Annotated in this window: 22 protein-coding genes, 1 tRNA gene and 1 pseudogene; 15 read left to right on the top strand and 9 right to left on the bottom strand. The window is 52.4% G+C overall.

What is annotated here, in order from left to right:
• Positions 1-146: 146 nt before the first annotated feature.
• Together grpE and hrcA are read right to left on the bottom strand one after the other, a co-directional pair.
• Complete coding sequence (gene grpE, locus IT971_RS21010) at positions 147-788, bottom strand: nucleotide exchange factor GrpE (protein WP_007088560.1); 642 nt, start codon at positions 786-788, stop codon at positions 147-149.
• Positions 789-837: 49 nt separating this feature from the next.
• Entirely contained in the window at positions 838-1,896 is a 1,059-nt protein-coding gene (hrcA, locus tag IT971_RS21005; RefSeq protein ID WP_062950135.1) for a heat-inducible transcriptional repressor HrcA, read from the bottom strand.
• Positions 1,897-2,232: 336 nt separating this feature from the next.
• On the opposite strand from hrcA, the gene rph reads away from it, so the two are divergent.
• The 14 genes and pseudogenes from rph (at position 2,233) to ptsN (ending at position 14,714) form a co-directional block, all read left to right on the top strand.
• The gene (gene rph / locus IT971_RS21000) at positions 2,233-2,949 is read left to right on the top strand and encodes a ribonuclease PH (protein ID WP_063092306.1); all 717 of its coding nucleotides are present in this window, start codon (positions 2,233-2,235) and stop codon (positions 2,947-2,949) included.
• A 99-nt stretch (positions 2,950-3,048) separates the two neighbouring features.
• Positions 3,049-3,645, top strand: coding sequence for an RdgB/HAM1 family non-canonical purine NTP pyrophosphatase (rdgB, locus tag IT971_RS20995; RefSeq protein ID WP_063092307.1), 597 nt, complete (start codon positions 3,049-3,051; stop codon positions 3,643-3,645).
• Between the two features lie 113 nt (positions 3,646-3,758).
• Positions 3,759-4,952, top strand: a complete 1,194-nt coding sequence (gene hemW, locus IT971_RS20990; protein ID WP_063092308.1) for a radical SAM family heme chaperone HemW — start codon at positions 3,759-3,761, stop codon at positions 4,950-4,952.
• A gap of 169 nt (positions 4,953-5,121) precedes the next feature.
• A tRNA-Leu gene (locus IT971_RS20985) sits at positions 5,122-5,208 on the top strand.
• A 124-nt stretch (positions 5,209-5,332) separates the two neighbouring features.
• Positions 5,333-6,262, top strand: coding sequence for a glycosyltransferase family 2 protein (locus tag IT971_RS20980; RefSeq protein ID WP_223304921.1), 930 nt, complete (start codon positions 5,333-5,335; stop codon positions 6,260-6,262).
• A gap of 12 nt (positions 6,263-6,274) precedes the next feature.
• Positions 6,275-7,510, top strand: a complete 1,236-nt coding sequence (locus tag IT971_RS20975) for an O-antigen ligase (protein WP_063092309.1) — start codon at positions 6,275-6,277, stop codon at positions 7,508-7,510.
• Positions 7,511-7,611: 101 nt separating this feature from the next.
• Positions 7,612-8,223: a ribonuclease D gene (locus IT971_RS20970; protein ID WP_063092310.1), complete on the top strand. Its 612-nt coding sequence runs from the start codon at positions 7,612-7,614 to the stop codon at positions 8,221-8,223.
• Positions 8,224-8,415: 192 nt separating this feature from the next.
• A complete protein-coding gene (locus tag IT971_RS20965) occupies positions 8,416-9,414 on the top strand; it encodes an SIS domain-containing protein (RefSeq protein WP_063092311.1) in 999 nt (332 codons plus the stop codon).
• Between the two features lie 3 nt (positions 9,415-9,417).
• The gene (gene lptC / locus IT971_RS20960; RefSeq protein WP_063092312.1) at positions 9,418-10,125 is read left to right on the top strand and encodes an LPS export ABC transporter periplasmic protein LptC; all 708 of its coding nucleotides are present in this window, start codon (positions 9,418-9,420) and stop codon (positions 10,123-10,125) included.
• A gap of 62 nt (positions 10,126-10,187) precedes the next feature.
• Complete coding sequence (locus IT971_RS20955; protein ID WP_223304920.1) at positions 10,188-10,985, top strand: LptA/OstA family protein; 798 nt, start codon at positions 10,188-10,190, stop codon at positions 10,983-10,985.
• Between the two features lie 111 nt (positions 10,986-11,096).
• A complete protein-coding gene (gene lptB, locus IT971_RS20950; RefSeq protein WP_246832234.1) occupies positions 11,097-11,828 on the top strand; it encodes an LPS export ABC transporter ATP-binding protein in 732 nt (243 codons plus the stop codon).
• A gap of 49 nt (positions 11,829-11,877) precedes the next feature.
• Positions 11,878-13,449: pseudogene (gene rpoN, locus IT971_RS20945) on the top strand (RNA polymerase factor sigma-54).
• Between the two features lie 162 nt (positions 13,450-13,611).
• Positions 13,612-14,208: a ribosome hibernation-promoting factor, HPF/YfiA family gene (hpf, locus tag IT971_RS20940; protein ID WP_063092315.1), complete on the top strand. Its 597-nt coding sequence runs from the start codon at positions 13,612-13,614 to the stop codon at positions 14,206-14,208.
• Positions 14,209-14,249: 41 nt separating this feature from the next.
• Positions 14,250-14,714, top strand: coding sequence for a PTS IIA-like nitrogen regulatory protein PtsN (ptsN, locus tag IT971_RS20935; protein ID WP_007088574.1), 465 nt, complete (start codon positions 14,250-14,252; stop codon positions 14,712-14,714).
• An 81-nt stretch (positions 14,715-14,795) separates the two neighbouring features.
• Here ptsN and IT971_RS20930 read toward each other — a convergent pair whose 3' ends face one another.
• The 6 genes from IT971_RS20930 to IT971_RS20905 all read right to left on the bottom strand — a co-directional run bounded on the left by IT971_RS20930 (position 14,796) and on the right by IT971_RS20905 (position 23,104).
• Positions 14,796-16,376, bottom strand: coding sequence for an MFS transporter (locus IT971_RS20930; protein ID WP_063092316.1), 1,581 nt, complete (start codon positions 16,374-16,376; stop codon positions 14,796-14,798).
• 248 nt (positions 16,377-16,624) lie between these two features.
• Entirely contained in the window at positions 16,625-18,445 is a 1,821-nt protein-coding gene (gene typA, locus IT971_RS20925) for a translational GTPase TypA (protein WP_007088576.1), read from the bottom strand.
• 424 nt (positions 18,446-18,869) lie between these two features.
• Positions 18,870-19,859: an adenosine kinase gene (locus IT971_RS20920; protein WP_007088577.1), complete on the bottom strand. Its 990-nt coding sequence runs from the start codon at positions 19,857-19,859 to the stop codon at positions 18,870-18,872.
• Between the two features lie 615 nt (positions 19,860-20,474).
• A complete protein-coding gene (locus tag IT971_RS20915; RefSeq protein WP_063092317.1) occupies positions 20,475-21,383 on the bottom strand; it encodes a SirB1 family protein in 909 nt (302 codons plus the stop codon).
• 104 nt (positions 21,384-21,487) lie between these two features.
• Positions 21,488-22,144, bottom strand: coding sequence for a BON domain-containing protein (locus IT971_RS20910; protein WP_007088579.1), 657 nt, complete (start codon positions 22,142-22,144; stop codon positions 21,488-21,490).
• 96 nt (positions 22,145-22,240) lie between these two features.
• A complete protein-coding gene (locus IT971_RS20905; protein WP_007088580.1) occupies positions 22,241-23,104 on the bottom strand; it encodes an AraC family transcriptional regulator in 864 nt (287 codons plus the stop codon).
• Positions 23,105-23,153: 49 nt separating this feature from the next.
• On the opposite strand from IT971_RS20905, the gene IT971_RS20900 reads away from it, so the two are divergent.
• Complete coding sequence (locus tag IT971_RS20900; protein WP_007088581.1) at positions 23,154-23,561, top strand: DUF2000 family protein; 408 nt, start codon at positions 23,154-23,156, stop codon at positions 23,559-23,561.
• A gap of 9 nt (positions 23,562-23,570) precedes the next feature.
• Here IT971_RS20900 and IT971_RS20895 read toward each other — a convergent pair whose 3' ends face one another.
• Positions 23,571-23,954, bottom strand: coding sequence for a YraN family protein (locus IT971_RS20895; RefSeq protein ID WP_007088582.1), 384 nt, complete (start codon positions 23,952-23,954; stop codon positions 23,571-23,573).

Here is a 23,954-nt window from a genome sequence, read left to right as displayed (position 1 = left end):
GTTCCGATGTCATTGTTGCAAGCAGGCCAGATTAGACCCGAAATGGACAAAATAAAACGGCCCGCCGTGAAAATGGCAGGGCCGTTTAAATATTTGATCTTTCAAAACCGGTTTGCGGATTCCCGACCGGCAATCAGCCAGCGCTATCAGGCAGAGGTGTCAACATTGCTGCCAGGTTCGTCGTTTTTTGCGGCTTCCTGACCGGCGGGGTTTTTGGTGACCCCGACCATTGCCGGGCGCAAAAGGCGACCTTTGAGCACGTAACCGGCCTGCATTACCTGGGCGACATGGCCGTCTGGATAAGCAGGATTTGGCATTTCAAACACGGCTTGATGATGATTGGGGTCAAGTTTTTCCCCAAGCGGTTCAAGCTTTTCAACGCCGTTCTTTTCCAGTGCCTTAAGAAGCGTCTGTTCGGTCATTTCAACGCCTTCAACCAGCTTTTTCATCGTCGGGTCGGCATTGGACGTGTCGCCAGCAGCCTCAAGGGCGCGGCGGAGGTTGTCACCTACATCAAGCAGTTCGCGGGCAAATTTGGTAATCGCATAGTTCCCGGCGTCCTCGACGTCTTTCTTCGCGCGACGGCGCGTGTTTTCCACCTCGGCGGCGGCGCGCAATAGGCGGTCTTTCAACTCAGCAACTTCTGCTTCAAGTGCTGCAACCGGATCTGTGGTGGCTTCGCCACCTTCGGCTTCGGTTGCTTCTGAGACGACATCCTCTGCGGCAGTTTCTTCTGCCGACGCGGCATCATGCAGATCGTCCTGGTTGTTCTTTGCGGTTTCCGACATGGCTAACCTGTACCTTCAATTTGTGTGGCCTGACACGCAGCGCCAACGTTTATCCAATCAGTCGCCCGACCAGCTTGGCGGTGTAATCGACCAGCGGAATGATCCGGGCATAATTGATCCGGGTCGGCCCGACAACCCCGATTGCGCCCACAATGCTGCCTTCGGCATTCTGATAGGGCGAAATCACCATCGAAAGCCCCGATCCGCCGAACAATTTGTTCTCGGACCCGATGAAAATCTGCACACCTTGGGCAATCGTGGTGACATCAAGCAATTCAATCATCTGATCGCGTGCTTCGAGCACGTTGAACAGCCTTCTTACGGTTTCGAGCTGTTCGATCGTGTCGATATTTTCAAGCAATTGCGACTGGCCCTTTACGATCAGGGACGAACCCTTGACCCCGCCGGCCCATGTCGCAAGTCCGGCATCAATCAGTCCAGCCGACAATTCGTCGAGTTCCTGTTTGATGCGGTCGCGTTCCAAACTCATCAATTGCCGGGCGTCATCAAGTGTCTTTCCGGCCAACCGGGTATTTAGATAGTTCGATGCTTCTGTCAATGCCGAGGTCGGCAAATCGGGCGGAACATCAAGGATACGATTTTCAACATTACCGGTCTGCGAAACCAGAACCGCAAGGACCTTGCCCGGCGAAAGCGCAACAAATTCAATCTGTTTTAAACGGATGCCATCGGTTTTCGGTGCAACCACAAGCCCTGCACAGCGTGACAGCCCCGAAAGCATACTTGTGGCCTCGCCCAGCATCTGATCAAGGGAATATCCGGCCTGCTCGCAATTTTTAGTCAATTGATCGCGCTCGGCATTTGGTAGATCACCGACTTCCATCAGCGCATTGACGAAAAGACGCAGGCCTTTCTCGCTTGGCAATCGACCGGCCGAAATATGGGGGGCAACCAGAAGCCCCATTTCCTCAAGATCGGACATGACATTGCGGATGGTCGCCGCCGAGAGGTTTTCTGACATGCGGCGCGCGATGGATCGTGATCCGATCGGTTCGCCGGTTTCGACATAGGCATCTACGATCTGGCGAAAGACTTCGCGGGATCGCGCGTTCATGTCGCCCAGCAATGTGTCGTCAAACAGCGCCATGTTAAACCTGTCAAAACCAAATGTGTTGCGTGGAATTTAGTGAGGTGGCGGGCAGGCGTCAATGAAGCTGGCAGATTGGTGATAGCCGGAGGACGGGCAAACGATGGTATCAATCAGGAAGTTAGTCCTGCCAAATCTTTGAATTCGTCGCGAATCGAGTGCCATTTATGGTTTTTGCGCGTGGATCTGAGGCATAGTGTTGCTGGGATTTTGCCGTTATTTTCGGGGAAACTGCTGGACCTTTGATACGATGCTCAGTAGCTTTGGCCGCAATTTCAGCCATCGTTGATCAGCCATGCAGGTTGATCCGACCCAGAACAAAGAGGTTCAGACCCCATGCGTCCATCCGGCCGTAATTTCGATCAGCTTCGCGACGTTTCCATTGAGACAGGTGTTTCCAAATATGCAGAGGGCTCCTGCCTGATTAAATTTGGCGATACCCATGTGATTTGTACCGCGACGGTCGAGGACAAGGTGCCAGGCTGGATGCGTAATTCCGGCAAGGGTTGGATCACTGCAGAATATGGCATGCTGCCGCGTGCAACCGACAGCCGCATGCAGCGCGAGGCCGCACGCGGTGGCCAGTCGGGTCGGACCCAGGAAATCCAGCGCCTGATCGGGCGTTCGATCCGTGCGGTCGCTGACCTTAAGGGCATGGGTGAAATGCAGATGCGCCTTGATTGCGACGTTATCCAGGCTGATGGCGGAACACGCACCGCATCAATCACGGGTGCCTATGTTGCCGCCCATCTGGCGTTTCAGGGCGTACGCCGTCTTGGCCTGATCAAGGAAATCCCGTTGACTCAGCCGGTTGCCGCAATTTCGTGCGGTATTTATCAGGGTGAAGCGGTTCTTGATCTTGATTATGCCGAAGACAGCAATGCGGGTGCGGATGCGAACTTTGTTCTGGCGGGCAGTGGCGGCATTGTTGAGGTTCAGGCGACCGCGGAAGATGTGCCGTTTGATCGTTCTGCTTATGACAAGATGTTTGAACTGGCGGAAAAAGGCTGCAAGGAACTGTTTGCCAAACAGCGAGCAGCGATTGGCATCTAAGAATTTATTCGGGCGAGCCTGGATATGGTTCGCCCGATATTGTTTTTGTGGTTTTCAACCGTCTTCGTCTTAACGACCCGAATATCTCTAGGCAGCATCATGGCCCGTCGCTTTACGGAAAAAAAACTCGTTATTGCCAGCCACAACAAAGGCAAGATCAAGGAGATTGCCGAACTGCTTGATCCGTTCGGGATCGAAGTGGTTTCAGCAGGCGATTTGAATCTTCCCGAACCCGAAGAAACCGAAAACAGTTTTATTGGCAATGCACAGTTGAAGTCGTTGGCGGCAACAAAGGCCGCCAATCTGCCAGCCCTGTCTGATGATAGCGGCATGGCGGTTTCCGCCCTTGATGGGGCGCCGGGCATTTATTCAGCGCGCTGGGCCGGGCCGGACAAGGATTTTGATATGGCGATGGAAAAGGTCCAGAACGGGATCGGGAACCATCCTGACCGCCGGGCGGCCTTTATCTGCGCCTTGTCTCTGGCTTGGCCAGACGGTCATGTGGAGAATTTTGAAGGTCGTGTTGAAGGTGAAATCGTTTGGCCCAAACGTGGCCGTCACGGTTTTGGCTATGATCCGATTTTCCAGCCAAAAGGTTATGAGCAGACCTTTGGGGAAATGGACCCGGCACAGAAACATGCAATGAGCCATCGCGCGGATGCGTTTCGCCAGCTGGTCAAGGCTTGCTTCGATTAAGGATTTTAGGCGGCCAACTGCCTGCATCGAACCTATGCACGCATCGCTGATGTAACTATCGGTGGTGCGTGTTACTTTATCCGTCTTTCCCGCAGTCGAAGATCGAGAACCGCGTGTCCCTAGCAACCGCAGAAGCTGTCCCGTTTGGCATCTATATCCATTGGCCGTTTTGCCTGTCGAAATGTCCCTATTGCGATTTCAATAGTCATGTTGCTGACAAGGTTGATCATGCGCGCTGGAGGGCGGCATTGCGTGCGGAACTTGCCGCAGGTGCTGCGCGTCATCCCGGCCGCACGGTCGGATCGGTATTCTTTGGTGGTGGGACACCGTCGCTGATGGATCCGGAAACCGCAGGGGCCCTGATCGCCGATATCAAAACCTTCTGGCCGGTAACCGATGACATCGAAATCACGCTTGAAGCCAATCCGGGTACGGTTGAAATCAATCGGTTCTCGTCTTTTGCTTCCAATGGCATCAACCGGGTCTCAATTGGCATTCAGGCGCTCAATGACCGCGATCTTAAATTTCTGGGGCGTGTGCACAATGCGGCTGAAGCCATGCGTGCTCTTGATGTTGCGGCGAATGTGTTTGACCGGTTTTCGTTCGATCTGATTTATGCCCGGCCCGAACATGATCCGAGAGCCTGGCGTCATGAGCTGCGCGAAGCACTTGAGATCGCGCGCGGTCATATTTCGCTTTATCAGTTGACGATCGAACCGGGAACGCAGTTCCATACCTTGCATCAGCGCGGTGATCTCGTTGTACCCGATGAAGACCTTGCGACCGATCTTTATGAAATCACCCAGGAAGAAACCAAAGCCGCCGGTTATGGTTGTTACGAGGTTTCCAACCATGCCCGACCCGGGCAGGAAAGCCGCCATAACCTCGTATACTGGCGCTATGGCGATTATCTCGGCATTGGTCCGGGTGCACATGGCCGCGAAGCCGTCATTCAGCCAGATGGTAGCACTAAACCAATGGCGGTGCGCCGTCATCGTGCGCCGGAAATCTGGCTTGATCGTGTGGAAAAGCAGGGACACGGCACGCAGGAAGAAACCGCTTTGGTTGCGGATGAACGCCTTATTGAAATGGTGATGATGGGGCTGCGCCTGAATGAACCCATTCCGGTGGGACGCTTCGAGCGGATTATTGGCAAAACCCCGCGCGAGGCATTGGATTCAGAACGTCTTGAAACCCTGATTGCGTCGGGCGATCTGATTTGCGATCAGGCCGGATTGCGCACGACCGATCAGGGGCGGAACCGTTTGAACGGGGTTCTCAGATACTTGTTCGACCATTCGGCGTGATCGCGGATGAGCGGGAAAATCAAGATTTTCCTTATGTCTTGCGACGGTGGGCGATTTTCAAAGACGCGTTTTGCAAAACCCTCAAAAAGGTTGTTGACACTGAAGTTTGGCAGCGTATATTGCGCCCCGTTCCGGCGGGTTCCGTCGGGCAAATACCACAAGCCCCTATGCCCAGGTGGCGGAATTGGTAGACGCGCTGGCTTCAGGTGCCAGTGGCCGCAAGGTCGTGGAAGTTCGAGTCTTCTCCTGGGCACCATACCCCAGCACATGGACGATGTGCTGGGGTATTGTCGTTGTAGGATGAATTTCGCAGCTTTTGTCTTTCTGTAACGGGGATTACTGGTTACAAGCGAAAACCACTTCAAAAAAGAGCCTTGGATATGATGCGACCTGACGTTAGTTTCGTTCTACCGGTTTATAACAAGGCTTCTGTGCTTCCTTATTTTTTCGAGTCCCTGTTGGCTCAAACCGGTGATGTTTCCTTTGAAGTTATTTTTATTGACGACGTATCGACTGACAATTCGTTGGAAATACTGAACGAATATGCCGGATCGCATGACTTTGTTCGTGTGATTAACAACGAAGTCAATGCAGGACCATCCATTCGACTTAATCAGGGGGCGGCGGAAGCAAAGGGCAAATATCTCGCGCTATTTGATTGCGACGAGATTCTTGCACCGGACGCGCTTAAAACTATGCTGTCACTCGCGAAACAGCAGGGTGCCGATATGGTGCACGGACGGGGGCGGAAGACTAACGCACCGATTGAAGATGTTATTGCCGAGCCGATTGGTGAGAATTTCAGCTTTACAATCCACAATGATCCACTTGATCGGATATTAGGGCGCGGCATGGTGCGTATGACTTGGCTGGTGACGCAGGAATTGTTTCAAAGGGCTGAAGGATGTGATGAAACTGTTTTTGTTCAGGATGAGTCACTGGCACTGCGACTGGCGTCGAAAGCTCGACGTATTGTTGATGCCGATATGACTGTGACAATGGTTCCCGATATGGGAAGCCATATTTCACAAAATACTTTGCAACTGAATCATGATCGTTTTCTAGTTTATCTGAACTTTTTGCAGGCACATTCTGAGTTGTCTTCGGATTTACGTATAAGGATTTATCAGAAATGCATTTCTGCAGTCAAAAAAGCGCGCAAGGATGATGCTCCTTTCGCTGCTATTCCGGTTTTGACACGCTATGTGATGGGGAAAATCGGCTTCGTTGATCCAGCTCCAGAATCTCTGATGTATTATAGGAATATTTTCTACGAATTGCCGAATATTCGTCGTGTTGAAGAGAAGTGAGTTATTAAACAAATGAATTCGCTTGATAAAAAAATGCATGTTGTCGCTAGTTTTTTGCTGTTTTGTATTCCTATCTTTCTATTATTTACAAGGGCAGCTGCAGATATCTCGGTTGTCTTGATCGCTCTGATTTTCTTAGCGCGATCATTGTTGGAAAAAAAATGGTCTTGGACCCGTGAGAAGGATATTCTTATCCTTTTGATCATATTTGTCCTGATGAATTTGGTTATCTCACCTTTTGCCGAACATATAGGTAAGAGTTTTGAGCGCTCGCTAAGTTGGCTGAGATTTGTTGTCTTTTATGCTGCGGTGACCCGTTGGATTCTAACCGATGCGCGTACGATCAAATGGTTTGTCACGGGCCTTTTATTTGCGCTTGGAACTGCCGCTTGTGATGCGCTTTATCAGTTTTTCACGGGTTTCTCGCTTCTGACCGGTCAGGCTATGAGTGGCCGTCTTACCGGCCCGTTAGATCGGCCGAATATTGGCATGTATCTTTCTAAGCTTGGATTTGCTGCGTTGACTATGGCTGTGATGCTCTATGCTCACGGGGTTTCCAGGAAACTCTTCATTATTGGATGCGTCTTGTCACCATTGCTTCTGGTCGTTGTGTTTCTTAGCGGCGAGCGTGCCGCAAGCGTACTGACTTTGTTGGCAATTATGACAACGCTTTTTAGCTTGTTTCTTATTGGTGGCGCAGCACGCAAAGTTTCTTTGGGGTTGGCGTTTGTTGGAGCAATTGCCTTGATCCTTTTACTTATCACAAGTGATCGGATTTGGGGGCGAGTTGAAGCATTGGCGAGCGTCGTCTCGGATTACAGCGACTCAATATATGGTCAGCTTGTTTTTCTGGGGATTCGGTTCTTTGCCGAGAATCCGTTGACGGGTAGCGGTATGGGAAATTATCCGCTCGTTTGTAAAGATTACACTGCAGCGGGGTTGACTAACGTTCCTTGCCATCCCCATCCTCATAATTTCTATGTTGAATGGTTGTCTGATACGGGGATGATCGGGACAATTCCGTTTACTGTTTTTATCGGCCTTCTGTATTTTATGGGGCTTAAAACCCTATTTGGCCCGCGCGAAAGCCGCTTGTTGGGTGGCTTGTATCTTGGCGTTCTGGTTATGTCCCTGTTTCCTTTTTCAGTTACACAAAGCCTTTTCTCTAACTGGCCTGCTATACTGGCTTGGACCTCCATTGCAAGTGCGGTTGCTGCGCTCCGGTTTCCGGCATCCAAAGTTGTTTGATTGAAAAGCCCTATTTTCCGTTCGGATATAGGGCTTTTTGCATCGCGACGTTGGTAATGCTGTGTTAAGACAGCGTCAAACCAGCATTCTGGAGAATTGCGATGACCAATTTCCTTCATCATGGAGACTTGCCCGACGGGCTTGATCTTGGCAAAACCGTTGCCATTGACAGTGAAACCATGGGCCTTAATCCGCATCGTGATCGTCTTTGTGTGGTCCAGCTTTCGGCGGGTGATGGCGATGCTCATCTGGTGAAGTTTGACTTAGAAAGCTACGAAGCGCCCAACCTTAAAAAGCTTTTGTCCGATCCGTCGGTTTTGAAGCTGTTTCACTTTGGGCGGTTCGATATTGCTGTGATGGACAAGTATCTTGGTGTGCGGTGTGCACCAGTCTATTGCACCAAGATTGCATCCAAACTCGTGCGCACCTACACCGACCGCCATGGTTTAAAAGACCTTGTAAGGGAACTGGTTGGAATCAACCTCGACAAGCAACAGCAGAGCTCTGACTGGGGTTCTTCTGATCTGTCAGATGAACAGATCGCATATGCCGCATCCGATGTGCTGTATCTGCACAAGGCCAAGGAAGAGCTTGATCGTCGTTTGGCGCGCGAAGGAAGAACGGAACTGGCGCAGGCCTGTTTTGACTTCCTGCCGACACGGGCGACACTTGATCTTGCTGGTTGGGAAGAGACAGACATTTTTGCCCACTGATTTGCCTTTTTGGTGTGTTGAAATTTTTTCTGGTGAGCCTGCATTGTTAATTCTGCGTCAACGGCCTTTGGCGTAAAGGAATGATCCCTGCGACATCATTACCTGATCGTTGCTTTTGTCGCTTGCCAGTGCAGATGATCCCGCCCATCTTTCCCCGTAGTTAGTTCCGCCGGGAAACGCATAAAGAAACTGATGACAGTGACCCCGAAACCGCAAAACACGCCTGAACCGGCATCGGAGAAAGACCTTGAAGTCGCCCGCCGAGTTCTGGCAATTGAAGCCGATGCACTCAGTGATCTTGCAAAATCCTTAAACGGCGATTTTTGCAAGGCAATCGATCTGATCGAGAGCCTTGCGGGCCGCCTTGTCGTAACCGGCATGGGTAAAAGTGGTCATATTGCCAAAAAGATCGCAGCAACTTTTGCGTCGACAGGAACGCCATCCTTCTTTGTGCATCCGGCTGAAGCCAGCCATGGCGATTTGGGGATGATTGGCAAAAATGATGCCGTCTTGGCCCTGTCGAATTCAGGCGAAACACCAGAACTGTCAGATATCATCGCGTATACGCGCCGCTTTAACGTGCCGTTGATCGGTATGACCCGGCGTCCGGAAAGTTCGCTGGCAGCTCAATGTGATTACCCGCTGATTCTGCCCAATAGCCCGGAAGCCTGCCCGAACAAGCAGGCACCGACGACGTCGACCACAGCGATGCTGGCTTTTGCCGATGCGCTTGCTGTGACATTGATGGAGCGTCGTGGCTTCAGCGCCGATGATTTCCGCACATTCCACCCTGGTGGTAAACTGGGGCAGCGATTGCTGCGTGTTAGTGACGTTATGCATGACGTTGCGGATATTCCACTGATTGGGGAAAATGCGCTGATGTCCGAGGCATTGGTCATCATGACCGGCAAGTCATTTGGCTGTGTCGGTGTGCTCGACGATACAGGCTTGATGAGCGGCATCGTAACGGATGGTGATCTACGCAGGCATATGGCAGACAATCTGGTGGCAATGCGGGTCGGTGATGTGATGACACGCAATCCCAAGGCGACCAAATCCGATGTTCTGGCTGTCGAGGCACTTGCGATTATGAATGATCGCAGCATCACGGCCTTGTTTGTCGTTGATGATGAAGGCAAGCCGGTTGGCCTTGTGCATATTCATGACCTTCTGCGTTTGGGGGTTGCGTAATCCATGAGCGAAGAACGGAAGGCCGAGATCGAGAGGGCCGCGCGTAATGCGCGCATGAACGATCGTCTTCCGTCCGGGCGGCGGGACGTGCGGATCAATCCGTTTCGCCGTTCGATCGTTAACATGCTGAAAATTGTGCTGCCGTTGATTGCGGCATCGCTTGTTGCTCTTGTTGTGCTGTGGCCACAAATCGAGAAGGTTCAGGAAAGCGGTTTTCGACTTGGCTTTTCGACCACACCCGATGATTTGATGGAAAATGTTACCATGAGCAATCCGCGCTTTTTTGGCGTGGATGGGAATAAGCAACCCTTCACTGTCACAGCCAACGACGCGGTTGAGCAGCCGGAAAACGGCGAGCGGCTGGCACATGTGCATCTTGATGCACCACAGGCTGATATAACGCTTGAAGATGGTTCGTGGATTGCACTTACGGCGGATGAAGGTTTTTATACCGAGTCCGATGAATTGCTTGATCTGGTCGGGACCGTGAATATGTATCACGATCAGGGGTTTGAAATTCATACCGAGCAGGCCGAGATCGCATTGAATAGCGGCAGTGCCAAAGGCAATGAACCTGTCGATGGACAGGGACCGTTCGGGACGATCAAATCTGACACCGGGTTTGAGCTTGAGGACAAGGGTGCCGTGATCCGCTTTTTGGGGAATGCTCGTCTGGTGATTTTCGATAGTGCTTTGAAAGGTAAATCATGATCGCAGTTGCGCGTTTTGCGGTGCGCCGTTTTTTGATGGCGACAGTTTTTGGGGGCGCGCTGATGGTTCCCTCAGTGGCGGCATATGCCGATCCACTTGGTCTTGCCCAAAGTGGAAGCGGGGGGCTTGAGGTCGAATCCGATAACGGCATTGAATGGCGTCGTAACGAGCAGGTCCTGATTGCGCGAGGGAATGCTGTGGCTAAACGCGGCAATTCCCGTGTGGACGCAGATGAACTGCGTGCCCTTTATCGGGATCGTGACGGTCAAAGCGAGATTTACCGTATCATTGCCACGGGCAACGTAAAACTGTCTTCAGAAACCGATGTCGCAACCGGTGATCAGGCGATCTATGACATTGACGATGCCGTTGTCGTTTTGACGGGTAAAGATCTGCGATACAAAACACCCAATGAAACCCTGACCGCTGAAGAAAGCCTTGAATACTGGGAAACCGAACGTATGGCGGTTGCACGTGGTAATGCGGTTGCCGTTGCCGATGATCGTACCCTTCGCGGTGATGTTCTGACGGCACGGTTCGAAGCAGGCAAGAATGGCGAAAACGAACTGAGCCGCATTGACGGTGATGGAAATGTTACCATCCGAACGTCAACCGATTTTGTGGTTGGCAATCAAGGCGTTTATGATGCGAAAACGGGTATCGCAACCCTTGTCGGATCGGTTAAGATCACGCGCGGCGAGAACCAGCTGAATGGGGATCGCGCTGTTGTCGACCTGAATACAGGTGTCAGCCGATTGACCGCCAACGGAAATGGCGATGGCAAAAGCCGCGTTCGCGGTTTGCTTGTGCCGGAAAAAGACGACGAAAACAGCCCGGGCCAATCCGGGAATGGCAACTGACGAAGGGTCGGGAATTTGTTCTGGTCGCGCAAAAGCGGAAAATCCGACAACACACATGCACCAAAGACCGGTAGTGGCAGCAATGCATCCTCCGGTACGGGCCCTCGGCTGGTGACAGCCAACAAGGGGCTGGTTGCGCACAATCTTGGCAAGAGCTTCAAGAAGCGACCGGTGCTTAAAGACGTGTCGATGTCGGTACAACGCGGCGAAGCCGTCGGCCTTCTGGGACCAAATGGCGCCGGAAAGACAACCAGTTTTTATATCATCACGGGTCTGATTTCTCCGGATCGGGGGAATATTTCGCTTGATGGGCGCGATATCACCATGATGCCGATGTATCAGCGTGCACGCATGGGAATCGGTTATTTGCCGCAGGAAGCATCGATTTTCCGCGGGATGACGGTCGAACAGAACATCATGGCGGTTCTGGAGGTCGTGGAAGATGACCGGATCAAGCGTGAACAGAACCTGGAAGATCTTCTGGCGGAATTTGCCATCGAGCATTTGCGCCGCACTCCTGCCCTTGCCCTGTCGGGTGGGGAACGCCGCCGTTGCGAGATTGCACGTGCCCTTGCGGCCCATCCGAACTTCGTTCTGCTGGACGAGCCGCTGGCTGGGATTGACCCGATTGCGGTCGGTGATATTCGCGATCTTGTACGTCATCTGAAAGATCGCGGCATTGGGGTCTTGATTACCGACCACAATGTGCGCGAGACTCTGGACATCATTGACCGGGCATATATCTTGCATGACGGTCGGGTTTTGATGGAAGGTGGTCCTGACGAAATCGTCAGAAATGACGATGTCAGAAGGGTTTATCTGGGTGATCGTTTCAGCCTTTGATCACACACCTTGTTTCTAGGGGGTTCGGATTGACGAGGGGTAGTTCATAATGGCCCTGAAGGCGCGGCTTGATCTTCGTCAGTCTCAGTCTCTCGTCATGACGCCTCAGTTGCAGCAGGCGATCAAACTGCTGCAATTTAACAACATCGAACTTTCCAATTTCATCGATAGTGAATTGCTGGAAAATCCGCTGCTGGAACGCGCAGATCCGGGGCAAACCTTTGCCGAAACAGGTGACGGGGCAGTCGGGAATGGCGATCAGGGTATCGATTCCCGTACCAGCGATGATTTTTCTGATCGAGAAGATCGTTTTGGCACCGACCGCCTGACGTCAAGTGAAACCATGAGCACCGGCGATTCCGGTCCGCTCGATTGTGCGCCAGATGCCCTTTACAACGGCGAAGGTGAAATCACTCCCGATGGTGCCCCGGTTGCCGGAAACCATGATTATTCGTCGCCCTATAGCGGTGGAACGGGTGGTGGAGGCAGCGGCGAAGATCTGCCTGGCCTGGAACAGACGCTTGCCGACAAGGCGACACTTCGTCAGTCACTTGATGATCAGCTTAACATCGCGTTTGCGGATGCCATTTCACGCATGATTGGCAGCTACCTGATCGATATGCTTGATGAAAATGGCTATGTCGCCGGGCCGCTTGAAGAGGTTGCCGAGGCACTTGAATGCGAAATGAGCGATGTATTGCGCGTTCTTGCCGTTATGCAGGGATTTGAGCCAGTGGGCATCTTCGCCCGCGACCTTGCCCAATGCCTCGAACTGCAATTGCGTGAGCTTAATCGGTTTGATCCAGCGATGGCAGCGTTGCTGGCTAATCTGGATTTGCTTGCGCGTCGTGAATTTGATCGCTTGCGCCGGATATGCGGCGTGGATACCGATGATCTTTCGGACATGATTTCCGAAATTCGCACCCTTGATCCGCGTCCGGGGCGAACCGCCGATGGGGAACCGGCAACGCCGGTCATTCCCGATGTTCTGATGCGCGCAGCCGGAAGCGGCAACTGGCATCTTGAACTGAACAGCGATGCATTGCCGCGCGTATTGGTGAACGAGGATTACGCCGTAAAGATAGGACAGGGGCTGCGTAATCGCGAGGAACGAAGTTTTCTTAGCGAGAAGCTTCAGAACGCCAATTGGCTGGTAAAGGCACTGCATCAACGTGCTACCACGATCATGAAAGTCGCAAGCGAGATCGTGCGTCAGCAGGATGGATTCTTCAATTACGGCGTGTCGCACTTTTGCGCCCGTTGATCCTGCGCGATATCGCCGAAGCAATCGGCATGCATGAAAGCACGGTTTCACGGGTGACCAATGGCAAGTTTATGGCGACCCCGCGTGGCGTTTACGAGTTGAAGTACTTTTTCACCACGGCAATTTCATCTGCGGATGGCGGAGATGCGCATTCTTCTGAATCTGTTCGTCATCGCATCAAGTCATTGATAGACGGGGAAGATCCGAAAAAGATTTTGTCTGATGACAAACTTGTCGAGCTGCTTCAAAAAGGAAGGGATCGACATCGCCCGCCGAACAGTGGCAAAATACCGCGAAGCGATGAGAATTCCCTCGTCGGTCCAGCGACGGCGCGAAAAAAAGTCGCAGGTTTCCTAGCCAGTCAAACACTGCAAAATATACCTTAAGGTATTGTATATTCAGCAATAATACCCAAATGTTGACTTGGCATTAACGAGGGAATATGGTGCGGCCTCCTGATTGAGGGGCACTGAATGTCCATATGTACTGGGAAGTCACTCAACTGGGGATAGGCGATCCATGCAAATTACGGTTATTGGTAAACAACTCGACGTTGGTAACGCACTCCGTCAACACGTCGTCGAGACGTTGGACCCTGCGGTAGAGAAATATTTCGATCACGCGATCGAAGCAACGGTGACCATCACCAAAGAGGCGCATCTCTACATCACGCAGATATCGGTCCATGTCGGCAAGGGCATGTTGGTTCAGGCGAAGGCATCAGCGAATGAAGTGTATCCTGCCTTCGATTCCGCCTGTGATCGTGTCGCTAAACAGTTGCGACGCTACAAGCGGCGTCTGCGTGACCATCATACCAACCGTGATCAGTGTGAGCAGGCAAGAATTGATGCGACACATTATGTGATCGCACAGGAAGACGACGATCATTCTGATGACGAACATGTCAACGGCTTCGAGCCTGTGATCGTCGCTGAAACACCGGATCGCATTGATACGCTCTCTGTTGGAGAAGCTGTTATGCGGCTCGACTTGGGGGACATTCCGGCACTTATGTTCCGGAATGGCAAACATGGCGGATTGAATGTTGTATATCGTCGTGCTGACGGCAATATCGGGTGGCTTGACCCATCCGATAAGGAGGCTGGTGCAGCGTGACGGATACAGATTCTTCCGAGCCAAACAACGCAACGCGAAAAATGGACATATCATCGATTCTTTCCCCTTCGGGGGTAATACCGGCCCTGCGGTCCGGTGCGAAAAAGGCTGTCCTTGAGGAACTTGCCGAAAAGGCAGCTGACGTCACCGGGCGTGAAGCGGGCGAGATTTTTTCCGTTTTGCTTGACCGTGAAAAACTTGGCAGCACCGGCGTAGGTGGTGGTGTCGCGATTCCGCACGGCAAGCTGGCGGATCTTGACCGGTTGCACATGATCTTTGCGCGTGCTCAGAACCCGATTGAGTTCGATGCCGTTGACGAACATCCTGTCGATTTGTTTTGCATGCTGATTGCCCCGGAAGAAGCTGGTGCAGATCACCTGAAAGCACTGGCGCGTATTTCCCGCCTTCTGCGTAATCAGGGCATGTGCGACAAGTTGCGCGGTGCGGGTTCTGCGGATGCAATCTATGCACTGCTGACACAGGATGAGGCTGAACAGGCCGCCTGAGCGTCGTGACATCAGAAGATCTGAAACCGGGTGCCATTATGTGGTGCCCGGTTTTATTTTGCCTTGATGAATAACTGTTGGTTAGCCGTCTTCGGTTATCGCTGCTGCGTGCGCGGCTTTTTCTGCGGTATTCTGTGTCATCAGCCTACCGGCCAGGACAACGAGATACAGCACGGGTATGCCAATCAGGGCTGTGCCGATAAAGAACCAGCTGTAACCGAGCGCATCGACGACACTGCCCGAAAATCCGGCAAGGATTTTGGGGAACAGGGTCATGATTGAGCTAAAGATCGCATATTGCATGGCAGTAAAGGAAATATTGGTCAGGCCCGACAGGTAGGCGATGAAGGCGGTTGTTGCAAGACCACCTGACAGGTTGTCGGCCATAATCACACCGGCAAACATGATCGTGTTCGGGCCCAGATGAGCCATAATTGCAAACAGGATGTTGGTAATTGCCGAGAGAAGTGCGCCAAGAAACAGGATACGCACGACCCCGTAGCGAACCGAAAGAAGACCGCCAAGGAAGCTGCCTGCGATGGTCATGAACAGGCCAAATGTTTTGGAAACAGCTGCTATTTCTTCCTTGGAAAAGCCCAGATCGGTATAGAAAACATTGGCCATGACCCCCATGACGATATCGGCAATCCGATAGACGCCAATGAGTGCCAGCACAACTATCGCAGCCTTGCCATAGCGGTCGATGAAATCCTTAACCGGTGCGACATAGGTTTCCTGAACCATGCCGGTTGGGGTTACGCCGATACGTGTGGTCAGCCATGCGAAAAGGATTGCGGCTGCGACAGAGATGGCTAGTTTGAGAAACCCGGCGATGAAACCAGCCAGTCCGTCGATCATTCCGTTTTCGACTAAAGCCGTTTTTAATGGCTCGGTCAGGTCGCTGGCATAGATGTTGGCAATGATGAAGGCGATCACAGTCAGCGCAAACATCAGAAGGAAACGACCGTAATCGGATGTTTTATGAAAATACTTGCTGTCAGTCCGATTTACGGTGGGTTCGCGAATGATCAGCGTGGTGATAACGCCGATCCCCATGGCCAGAGCCATGCAGCCATAGGCAATTGTCCAAGCAATCGGCTCATAACTGCCTTCGGCCTCAAATAGTCCGGCAATGGTCAATGCTCCGGCACCGGCGACAATCATTCCGATACGATACCCACCGATATAGGCCGAGCTCATCATGGCTTGCAGGTCGGTATCTGCTGCCTCGATGCGATAGGCGTCAATCACGATGTCCTGTGTTGCCGATGCAAAGCCAAGCGCAACAGCAGCAAAGGCCATAGTAGTCAGGTTTTCGGTCGGATCGGTAAAGCCCATCCAAAGGATGGCGCCGATAATGGCACATTGGGCAATAATCAGCCAGCTTCGCCGACGTCCAAGAGCACCATGCAAAATCGGGAACGGCAGCCGGTCAATAAGGGGGGCCCAGACAAATTTGAAAGAATAACCAAGGGCGGCCCAGCTGAAATAGGTGACGGTAGAACGTTCCACGCCGGCTTCGCGTAGCCAGATCGACAGGGTTGAGAAAATCAGCAGGATGGGAATCCCGGCCGACAGTCCCATGAACAGCATGGTAATCACGCGTGGATGAATGAACGCCCGAAATGAATCACCCCAACTGCGCAAGGCTGTGTCGTGCATGGATATTCCCCGTCTGAATGCGGCCTTGTGCGAAATTAGGGGAAACACGTTAAGGAATGCCGAAACGGTGTAGGCGATTGTATGTCTCGTCCCGAAGTCGACATTGTCAGCTATAGGCGCAGACAATGTCGACTTCGGGACGAGACCCCTGATGAAAAAGGCACGAACATCATAGCAAATGTTCGTGCCTCTCAATGTATAAGGGCCGCCCAAGCAGGCGACCCTTCTAAATCACGATCCAAACCGGTTTAAACGGTTTCGGATTCCGATTTGCGGCTTTCGCGTTTGCGCACGTTCGGGTCGAGGTGCAGCTTGCGAATACGGATGCTTTGCGGGGTAACTTCGACCAGTTCGTCGTTCTGGATATAAGCCAGCGCTTCTTCAAGCGACATACGACGCGGCGGGGTCAGGGTGATGGCATCATCCTTGCCCGATGCGCGGACGTTGGTCAGTTTTTTACCCTTGAGAATGTTAACTTCAAGGTCGTTGTTGCGGTTGTGTTCGCCGATGATCATGCCTTCATAGACACGTTCGCCCGGATTGATGAACATCGAACCGCGATCTTCCAGCCCCCAAAGGGCATAGGCAACCGCATCGCCCTGATCGTTCGAAATCAGAACACCATTACGACGACCTGCAATCGAACCTTTGACCGGACCATAGGAATGGAACACACGGTTCATCACGCCGGTACCGCGGGTATCGGTCAGGAATTCGCCATGATAACCGATCAGGCCACGCGACGGTGCCAGGAACATGATACGGGTCTTGCCGCCACCGCTTGAGCGCATGTCGGTCATTTCGGCCTTGCGCAGGCTCATCTTTTCAACGACGGCACCGGCAAATTCTTCGTCCACGTCGACCTGGACTTCTTCAAACGGCTCGGACAGGACGCCGTCGATTTCCTTGATCAGAACGCGCGGACGCGAGATCGACAGTTCGTAACCTTCGCGACGCATGGTTTCGATCAGAACGCCAAGCTGAAGTTCACCACGACCTGCGACTTCAAAGGCGTCCTTATCCGCGGTTTCCGACAGCTGAATGGCAATGTTGCCTTCGACTTCGCGTTCCAGACGGGCACGGATCATGCGCGATGTAACCTTGTCGCCTTCCTGCCCAGCAAGCGGAGAGTTGTTGACCGAGAAAGTCATGGCAAGGGTCGGCGGATCAATCGGCTGGCTTGAAATTGCACTGGTGACTTCCGGTGCGCAGATGGTGTCGGCAACGGTTGCGTCGGTCAGACCGGCAATCGCGATGATGTCGCCAGCAACAGCTTCTTCCTGCGGGACACGATCAAGACCACGGAAACCCATCAATTTTGAAAGACGACCGGTTTCGACAGTGCCATCACCACGCAGAACCTTGACCGGCATGTTAAGTTTTGCGCGGCCCTGTGCGACACGGCCAGTCAGGATACGGCCAAGGAAGTTGTCAGCATGCAGCATGGTCGCAATCATTGCGAACGGCGCGTCAACTTCTGCCTTCGGTGCCGGTACATAGTTCAGAACCAGGTTCATCAGCGGTGTCAGGTTTTCTTTCGGGCCTTCCGGTGCCTCGGCAGCCCAGCCATCACGACCGGAGGCATACAGAACCGGGAAATCAAGCTGTTCGTCATTGGCTTCGAGCGACACGAACAGATCAAATATCTCGTCGAGAACTTCTTCTGCGCGTTGGTCCGGGCGGTCGATCTTGTTGATGATCACGATCGGCTTCAGGCCGAGTTTCAGGGCTTTACCCAGAACGAATTTGGTCTGTGGCATCGGGCCTTCGGCCGAGTCAACCAGCAGAACAACACCGTCAACCATCGACAGGATACGTTCGACTTCACCACCGAAATCGGCGTGGCCCGGGGTATCGACGATATTGATACGCGTATCGCCCCACTGAATTGCGGTCGGCTTTGCCATGATGGTGATGCCGCGTTCGCGTTCCAGATCGTTACTGTCCATGGCGCGTTCATCAACACGCTGGTTGTCACGATAAACACCGGATTGACGGAACATCGCGTCGACGAGAGTGGTTTTGCCATGGTCGACGTGTGCGATAATGGCGATATTGCGCAAGTTCATTGGCGCGGACTCCAGAATAAAAATGCCGCGCGCCGGGATACATCCCTTGCGCATCGGTCAGTAAAAGTTTCAAGGCCAGTAGATATTCAGCTGCCGCAGGACCGGTGTTGCCCGGTCGGCAAGTTCAAACCCGCGCATTAGCGCAGCACTGCACATGCTGAATGTTTACTGGCCCAAAAGACAAATTGCAGTTTGGCTCGGAAGCCGCCCTGTCATAGCCAATGTCGAGGCGAATGACCAGCCTTGTGCATGCCATGCGGGGTTGATTTTTATGCAATGCCGGGTTCTTGCGCTATTAACTGGAGAAAGTCAATCTTTGTGTGCATTGCAAAACGGCAGAATACCGGCAATTGCTACAAAAGAAACGGGACGGCAACCAAATGTTGCCGTCCCGTGAATTTTATCGTGAAACCATGGCGAAGGGTCAAAGAGTCTTCGCAACCAGTTCCTTAAGGTCTGCATCGGGGCGTGCGCCCATATGCGAAATCACTTCGGCAGCACAAATCGAGCCAAGGCGACCACATGTCGCAAGACTATCGCCACGTGTGTAGCCATAAAGGAAGCCCGATGCGAAAAGATCACCTGCGCCGGTGGTGTCAATCACGCGGGCAACCGGTTCGGCATCAACCTGTATGACTTCGTCATCCGATACAATGACCGAACCTTTTTCACTGCGGGTCAGGGCTGCGACTTTGCAGTGTTTACGGACTTCCGCCAGGGCTTCTTCGAAGGTGTCGACCTCGTAAAGCGATTTGATCTCGTCTTCGTTGGCAAACAGTACGTCGATATGATTATGGACCAGATCGCGGAACGATTCACGATGACGGTCGACACAGAAGGAATCAGACAGGCTGATCGAAACCTGTCGTCCGGCATCGTGCGCGACCTGTGCGGCCTTGATGAAAGCTTCCTTCGCTTCGGGCCGATCCCAAAGATATCCTTCCATGTAGGTGACCTTGGCCGATGCGATCAGTTCGGCATCGATATCATCCGGGCCAAGCTCCGTGCAGGCACCAAGGAAGGTATTCATGGTACGATGACCATCCGGTGTCACGAAAATCAGGCAGCGCGCCGTTGGGGAGCCGCTTGTTGCCGGGGTCGAATTAAAGGAAACGCCGATGGCACGGATATCGTGGCGGAAAACCTCACCCAGTTGATCGTTACGCACCTTGCCAATATAAGCACCTTTGGCACCAAGGGCCGCAATCCCCGCCATGGTATTGCCAGCGGATCCACCGGACATTTCAAGGCCAGGGCCCATTTGGGCGTAAAGACTGTCGGCGGTTTCGGCGTCGATCAGAGTCATGGCGTTCTTTACAAGGTTCAAACGGCCAAGGTCTTCTTCCTTGCAGTGAGAAAGAACGTCGACAATGGCATTGCCGATTCCGACGACGTCGAATTTGGTGTCACTCATTGACTTGAATTTCCTAAGCTTTTTTCGGTATTTCCCGACAGTCAAGGTTCGGCAAGTCATAGTGCTTGGCTGCCATCGCCTTTATGGGTCGGATGATCTGGAGCGGGAGTATAGAGAATGAAAATCGCGGTGCAAGCATCGCGACCGTTTCGCGTCCGGTCTTTTAACCCTGCGTTAAGGACGTGAAAAACTGCATCCGTAGTTTTTCACGCGGCTTTCCGAAATCAATTCAATCTTTGTTGACCGAAATTTTTTGCCATTGTCGGAAATTGATTCGTCACACCCTGGTCGCCGATTCCACGATGCGCAGAAAACCGCGCTTTTTGACTCCTCCAAGGCATGATGAGGGCTCTTTACCTATTGTTTGCCGATGTGATGTCTTTAGCGCTCTGTTGCTACTCATAAATCTCACTATAAGATCGTTTTATTTATCTTAATTATGAAATTAGCGAAGATAAGAGGCGTGTTAAAATTCAAACAGACTGGTATGTCTTCATCTAGATATACATAAAATTCCTAAAAAATATAATATAGGAATATACAATCAATCTTGTACTGGGAAAATAGCGGTTAAGTCTGAAGTGGCTTCCCCGTGCCTTGACACTACTGAGGAGTTCAGGGTTGACCGGAATCAGGATTGTCCGAGGGATTTTTGTGATCCGTGTTTTGCGACCGGATCGGATATAGCTGCACTGGCGTATCTGAATTTGGCACGTCGCGCGTGTCATTCTTGCGGTCAGAAGATTGATGACCGAGGCGATCACGCAGTTCTTCGACAACAGCACTTATGCGGGCCCGATGCATCGGGTTCTTACACAGTTCAACGAACCGGGTGAAGGCATGGAGTGCTTTTGCATCTTCGTGCAGGCGGGCGTAAAGCGCGCCGAGCTGATGCCAAAGCCCGTCATGGTCAGGTGCAATCAGCAAACTGTTGTCAATCACACGCGCGGCGAGGGCCAGCTCGCCCCGCCGAATGGCCCTAACCTTTATATTGTTTTGAAGTCGTAACAATATCGCAATATCAGATGCTTCACGATAGTGAGCGGGTTGCAGTTCTGCATCTAGCCCCTGAAACGCCTTCAACAACTCGCGTAACTCGGCAGAACCCAATGTGATGCCGCCATGGAAGGGATCGATCATTCTTCGCGCCCCCCCGGATTGCAGACGCAGCAGAAAGTGACCAGGAAAATCGATGCCCGTGATCTCTATCTGGCAACGTTTTGCGACATGTACGTAAAGCAATGCGAGCGCCACAGGAAGACCGCGCTTTCGATCAATGACCGACATCAAATCTGCATTGGCGATATCGTCATAATTTTCCGCATCGCCCTGAAACTGATAGTGACCGGGGATAACATCCTGCATGGCCTGCACGATTAGGTCGACGACGGCACGGCCATCTTCATCTCTTGATTGCGCAGATAGGGAGCCAATCCGGTTGCGGACATCACCAGAAATGGCTTCAAGCAAATCGATATAAGGTGCAATATCCCGGTTGGGGTCGTTTAACCGTGCAAAATGCAAAGCGGCCTCGGCCGCAGTTGCATCGGGATATTGGCCGTTACCGTAATCGGTAAGCCATTGGCGATCTTTTGCTGTGATGTCCTTTTCCCGATCAATAATAATGCTCAGGTCCTCTGGCGTTGTGGGTCGTCCTTAAGTCTTACATGACTGACGACGCGTCTGACATAACTGGTAGCGCGTGCATGAGAGATGACAAGGTTGCGCTCATGTTCGCTTTGCGCGATGCCCATGATATGGACGGTACCATTGATGGTTTCGACACTGTAGTTAATCGCATAGACGTCTGTGTCAAACATCAGTGCGGTTTTGATGCGGGTCGTGATCAAAAGATCACTGGCGCTGTCCATTAAACTGCTGCCTTGACCGACATTGATTTCGTTGATGACACGGTTTACGCCATTGACCTGCCAGGCCAGTTCGACCGCTTTAAGTTCGCTGTCGGTATTTTCAACCGTTCCGGCAAGCAGAACTTCCCCCTCAACTACTTCGATTTCGATCCGGCGAAACAGGTTTTCGTCTTCGGTCAGGAACTTCTGCCAGATCTCGGCCGTGATTGCGGTATCGCTGACCGCGCCGCCAAATCCGCGTTCCTGTAGGGCGGCCACACCGGCAGTTGCACCTGCACCCACTGCAAGAGACGTGCACCCCGCAAGTGGCATAAAAGCAAGGATCACCAGAACGGGTCCTGCCTGCGCAATATAATTCCTGACTTTAACAATACGGCCCTTTGACCGTCGCAATGTGCGTGACAGCAATGTCATCTATCGGTTTCTCGCCCCGCGTTCCCCCGTCGTCTCAACTGCCAATATGAGCGCAGCCGGTTAAGGAGTTTTAAACTCGAAGCGCGGTTTGACCGATTAATGACTTTTTTCGCATGTGAGTTCGGCCCAACGGCCGGGTGTGATACCAAATGCACGTTTGAAATGCCGATTAAGATGGCTTTGATCAGCAAATCCGGTATCACCCGCAATATCGACCAGCGGCTGGCGAAGGCTGATAAGGATGCGGGCTTTTTGCAGGCGACGCATCATCAGATAACGATATGGTGTTGTCCCAAAACAGGCACGGAATTGACGGATAAGACGATATCTATCAAGCCCCGTGACCTCTTCAAGCTCGGCGGACTGTACCGGGCGATCAAAGTTGTCTTCAAGATATTGTTTGGCCCGTTCCATGTGTTCCAACGCCAGAAAGCCAATCGGTTTCATTGAGTTTTTGGCGTGCTGCGCAAGGCCGGTGGCGATGTCAGAGATAAATTGATCTATCAGAAGGGGATCAACATCTTCATCAAGATGGGCGAGCATTGAGGCAAGGGTTGCTGCCAGCTGCGAGTCGGCAATGACGGGATCAGAAACAAAGGGCAGGGAAGCCGTATCCGTGCCAAGGCCCTGCCGTAGCAGTGATGGTTCGAGATAAAGCATGCGATAGCGCAAACCGTCCTCGGTTCCTGCACCTCCGTCATGGACCTCGTCGGGGTGAAGGATGATCACATTACCGGGCTGACTGGCACAGGAAGAGCCGCGATAGTTGAAGGTCTGAACGCCCTGCATGGTGATGCCCAGCGCATAGGTATCGTGGCGATGGGGGGCAAACATATTACCAAAGAAAAGGGCTTCCATTCGCTCGATCCCCGGCAGCGGGGCCGCAGAAATGAAGTGCTCGCGCGGTTTGCACAAACGTTCAAGACCGTCTGATGGGGTTTGGTTTACAGAATCCAGCATTACGGTTTTTCCGACAACCTCCCGAACCTGAAAATCAACGGATGTGCAAATGTTTGATACCAAAGTCGCCATTGTTCTTCGCAATGATCTCGAAAATTGGCAATCGCTGAATGTGACGGCATTTTTAATGAGCGGTATTGTCGCCCAGTTTCCCGAAATCATCGGGGAACCCTATAAAGACCGTGACAATAATATCTATAACCCCTTGTCCCGCCAACCGGTGATCGTTCTGTCGGCTGATGCCGCGACAATGGCAAAGATTCACCGCCGTGCCCTTGAGCGTGGGGTAACCACATCGCTTTATGTCGAGGAAATGTTTTCAACCGGTCATGACGAAGCCAATCGCGATGCTTTCGGGCAGTTCTCGCCAGAGGATGCCAAAGCGGTCGGAATTGCTTTGCGCGCGGAAAAACGGGTGACTGACAAAATCATCAAGGGCGCAAAGATGCATCCGTGATTAATCTGATCACAGCATCCAGGCGTTTTTCAAATGCCTGATACGCCAGCCGTTCCGTACGGCTATGATGTCAAACCGCAAATCGCCATGATGCCCTATGTTTGAGGCGAAGTTTGAAAGAGCGCGGGCAATGCGTTGTTGCTGTTTGGGGCGCAAAGCATGCAGTGCATCGTCGAGGTTAGCGCGATTTTTGACTTCGATTGCGGCGATCAGATTGCCTTTTTTGACGATGATATCGATTTCGCCGACCGGGCAGCGATACCGGGTTTGGAGAATACGATAACCGCATAGCCGAAGCCACATTGCGCATAACCATTCAGCACGTCTACCGGCCTGCTCGGCCTTGCGACGATCAGATCGGCCTGTGTCGCGTGTTGTCCGGGCGGATTTCAT

Source organism: Thalassospira sp. B30-1 (genome assembly GCF_015767575.1).
GTDB classification, from domain to species: domain Bacteria; phylum Pseudomonadota; class Alphaproteobacteria; order Rhodospirillales; family Thalassospiraceae; genus Thalassospira; species Thalassospira xiamenensis.
The sequence above is the reverse complement of the archived record's forward strand: the minus strand, read 5'-3'. Positions and strand labels throughout refer to the sequence as shown.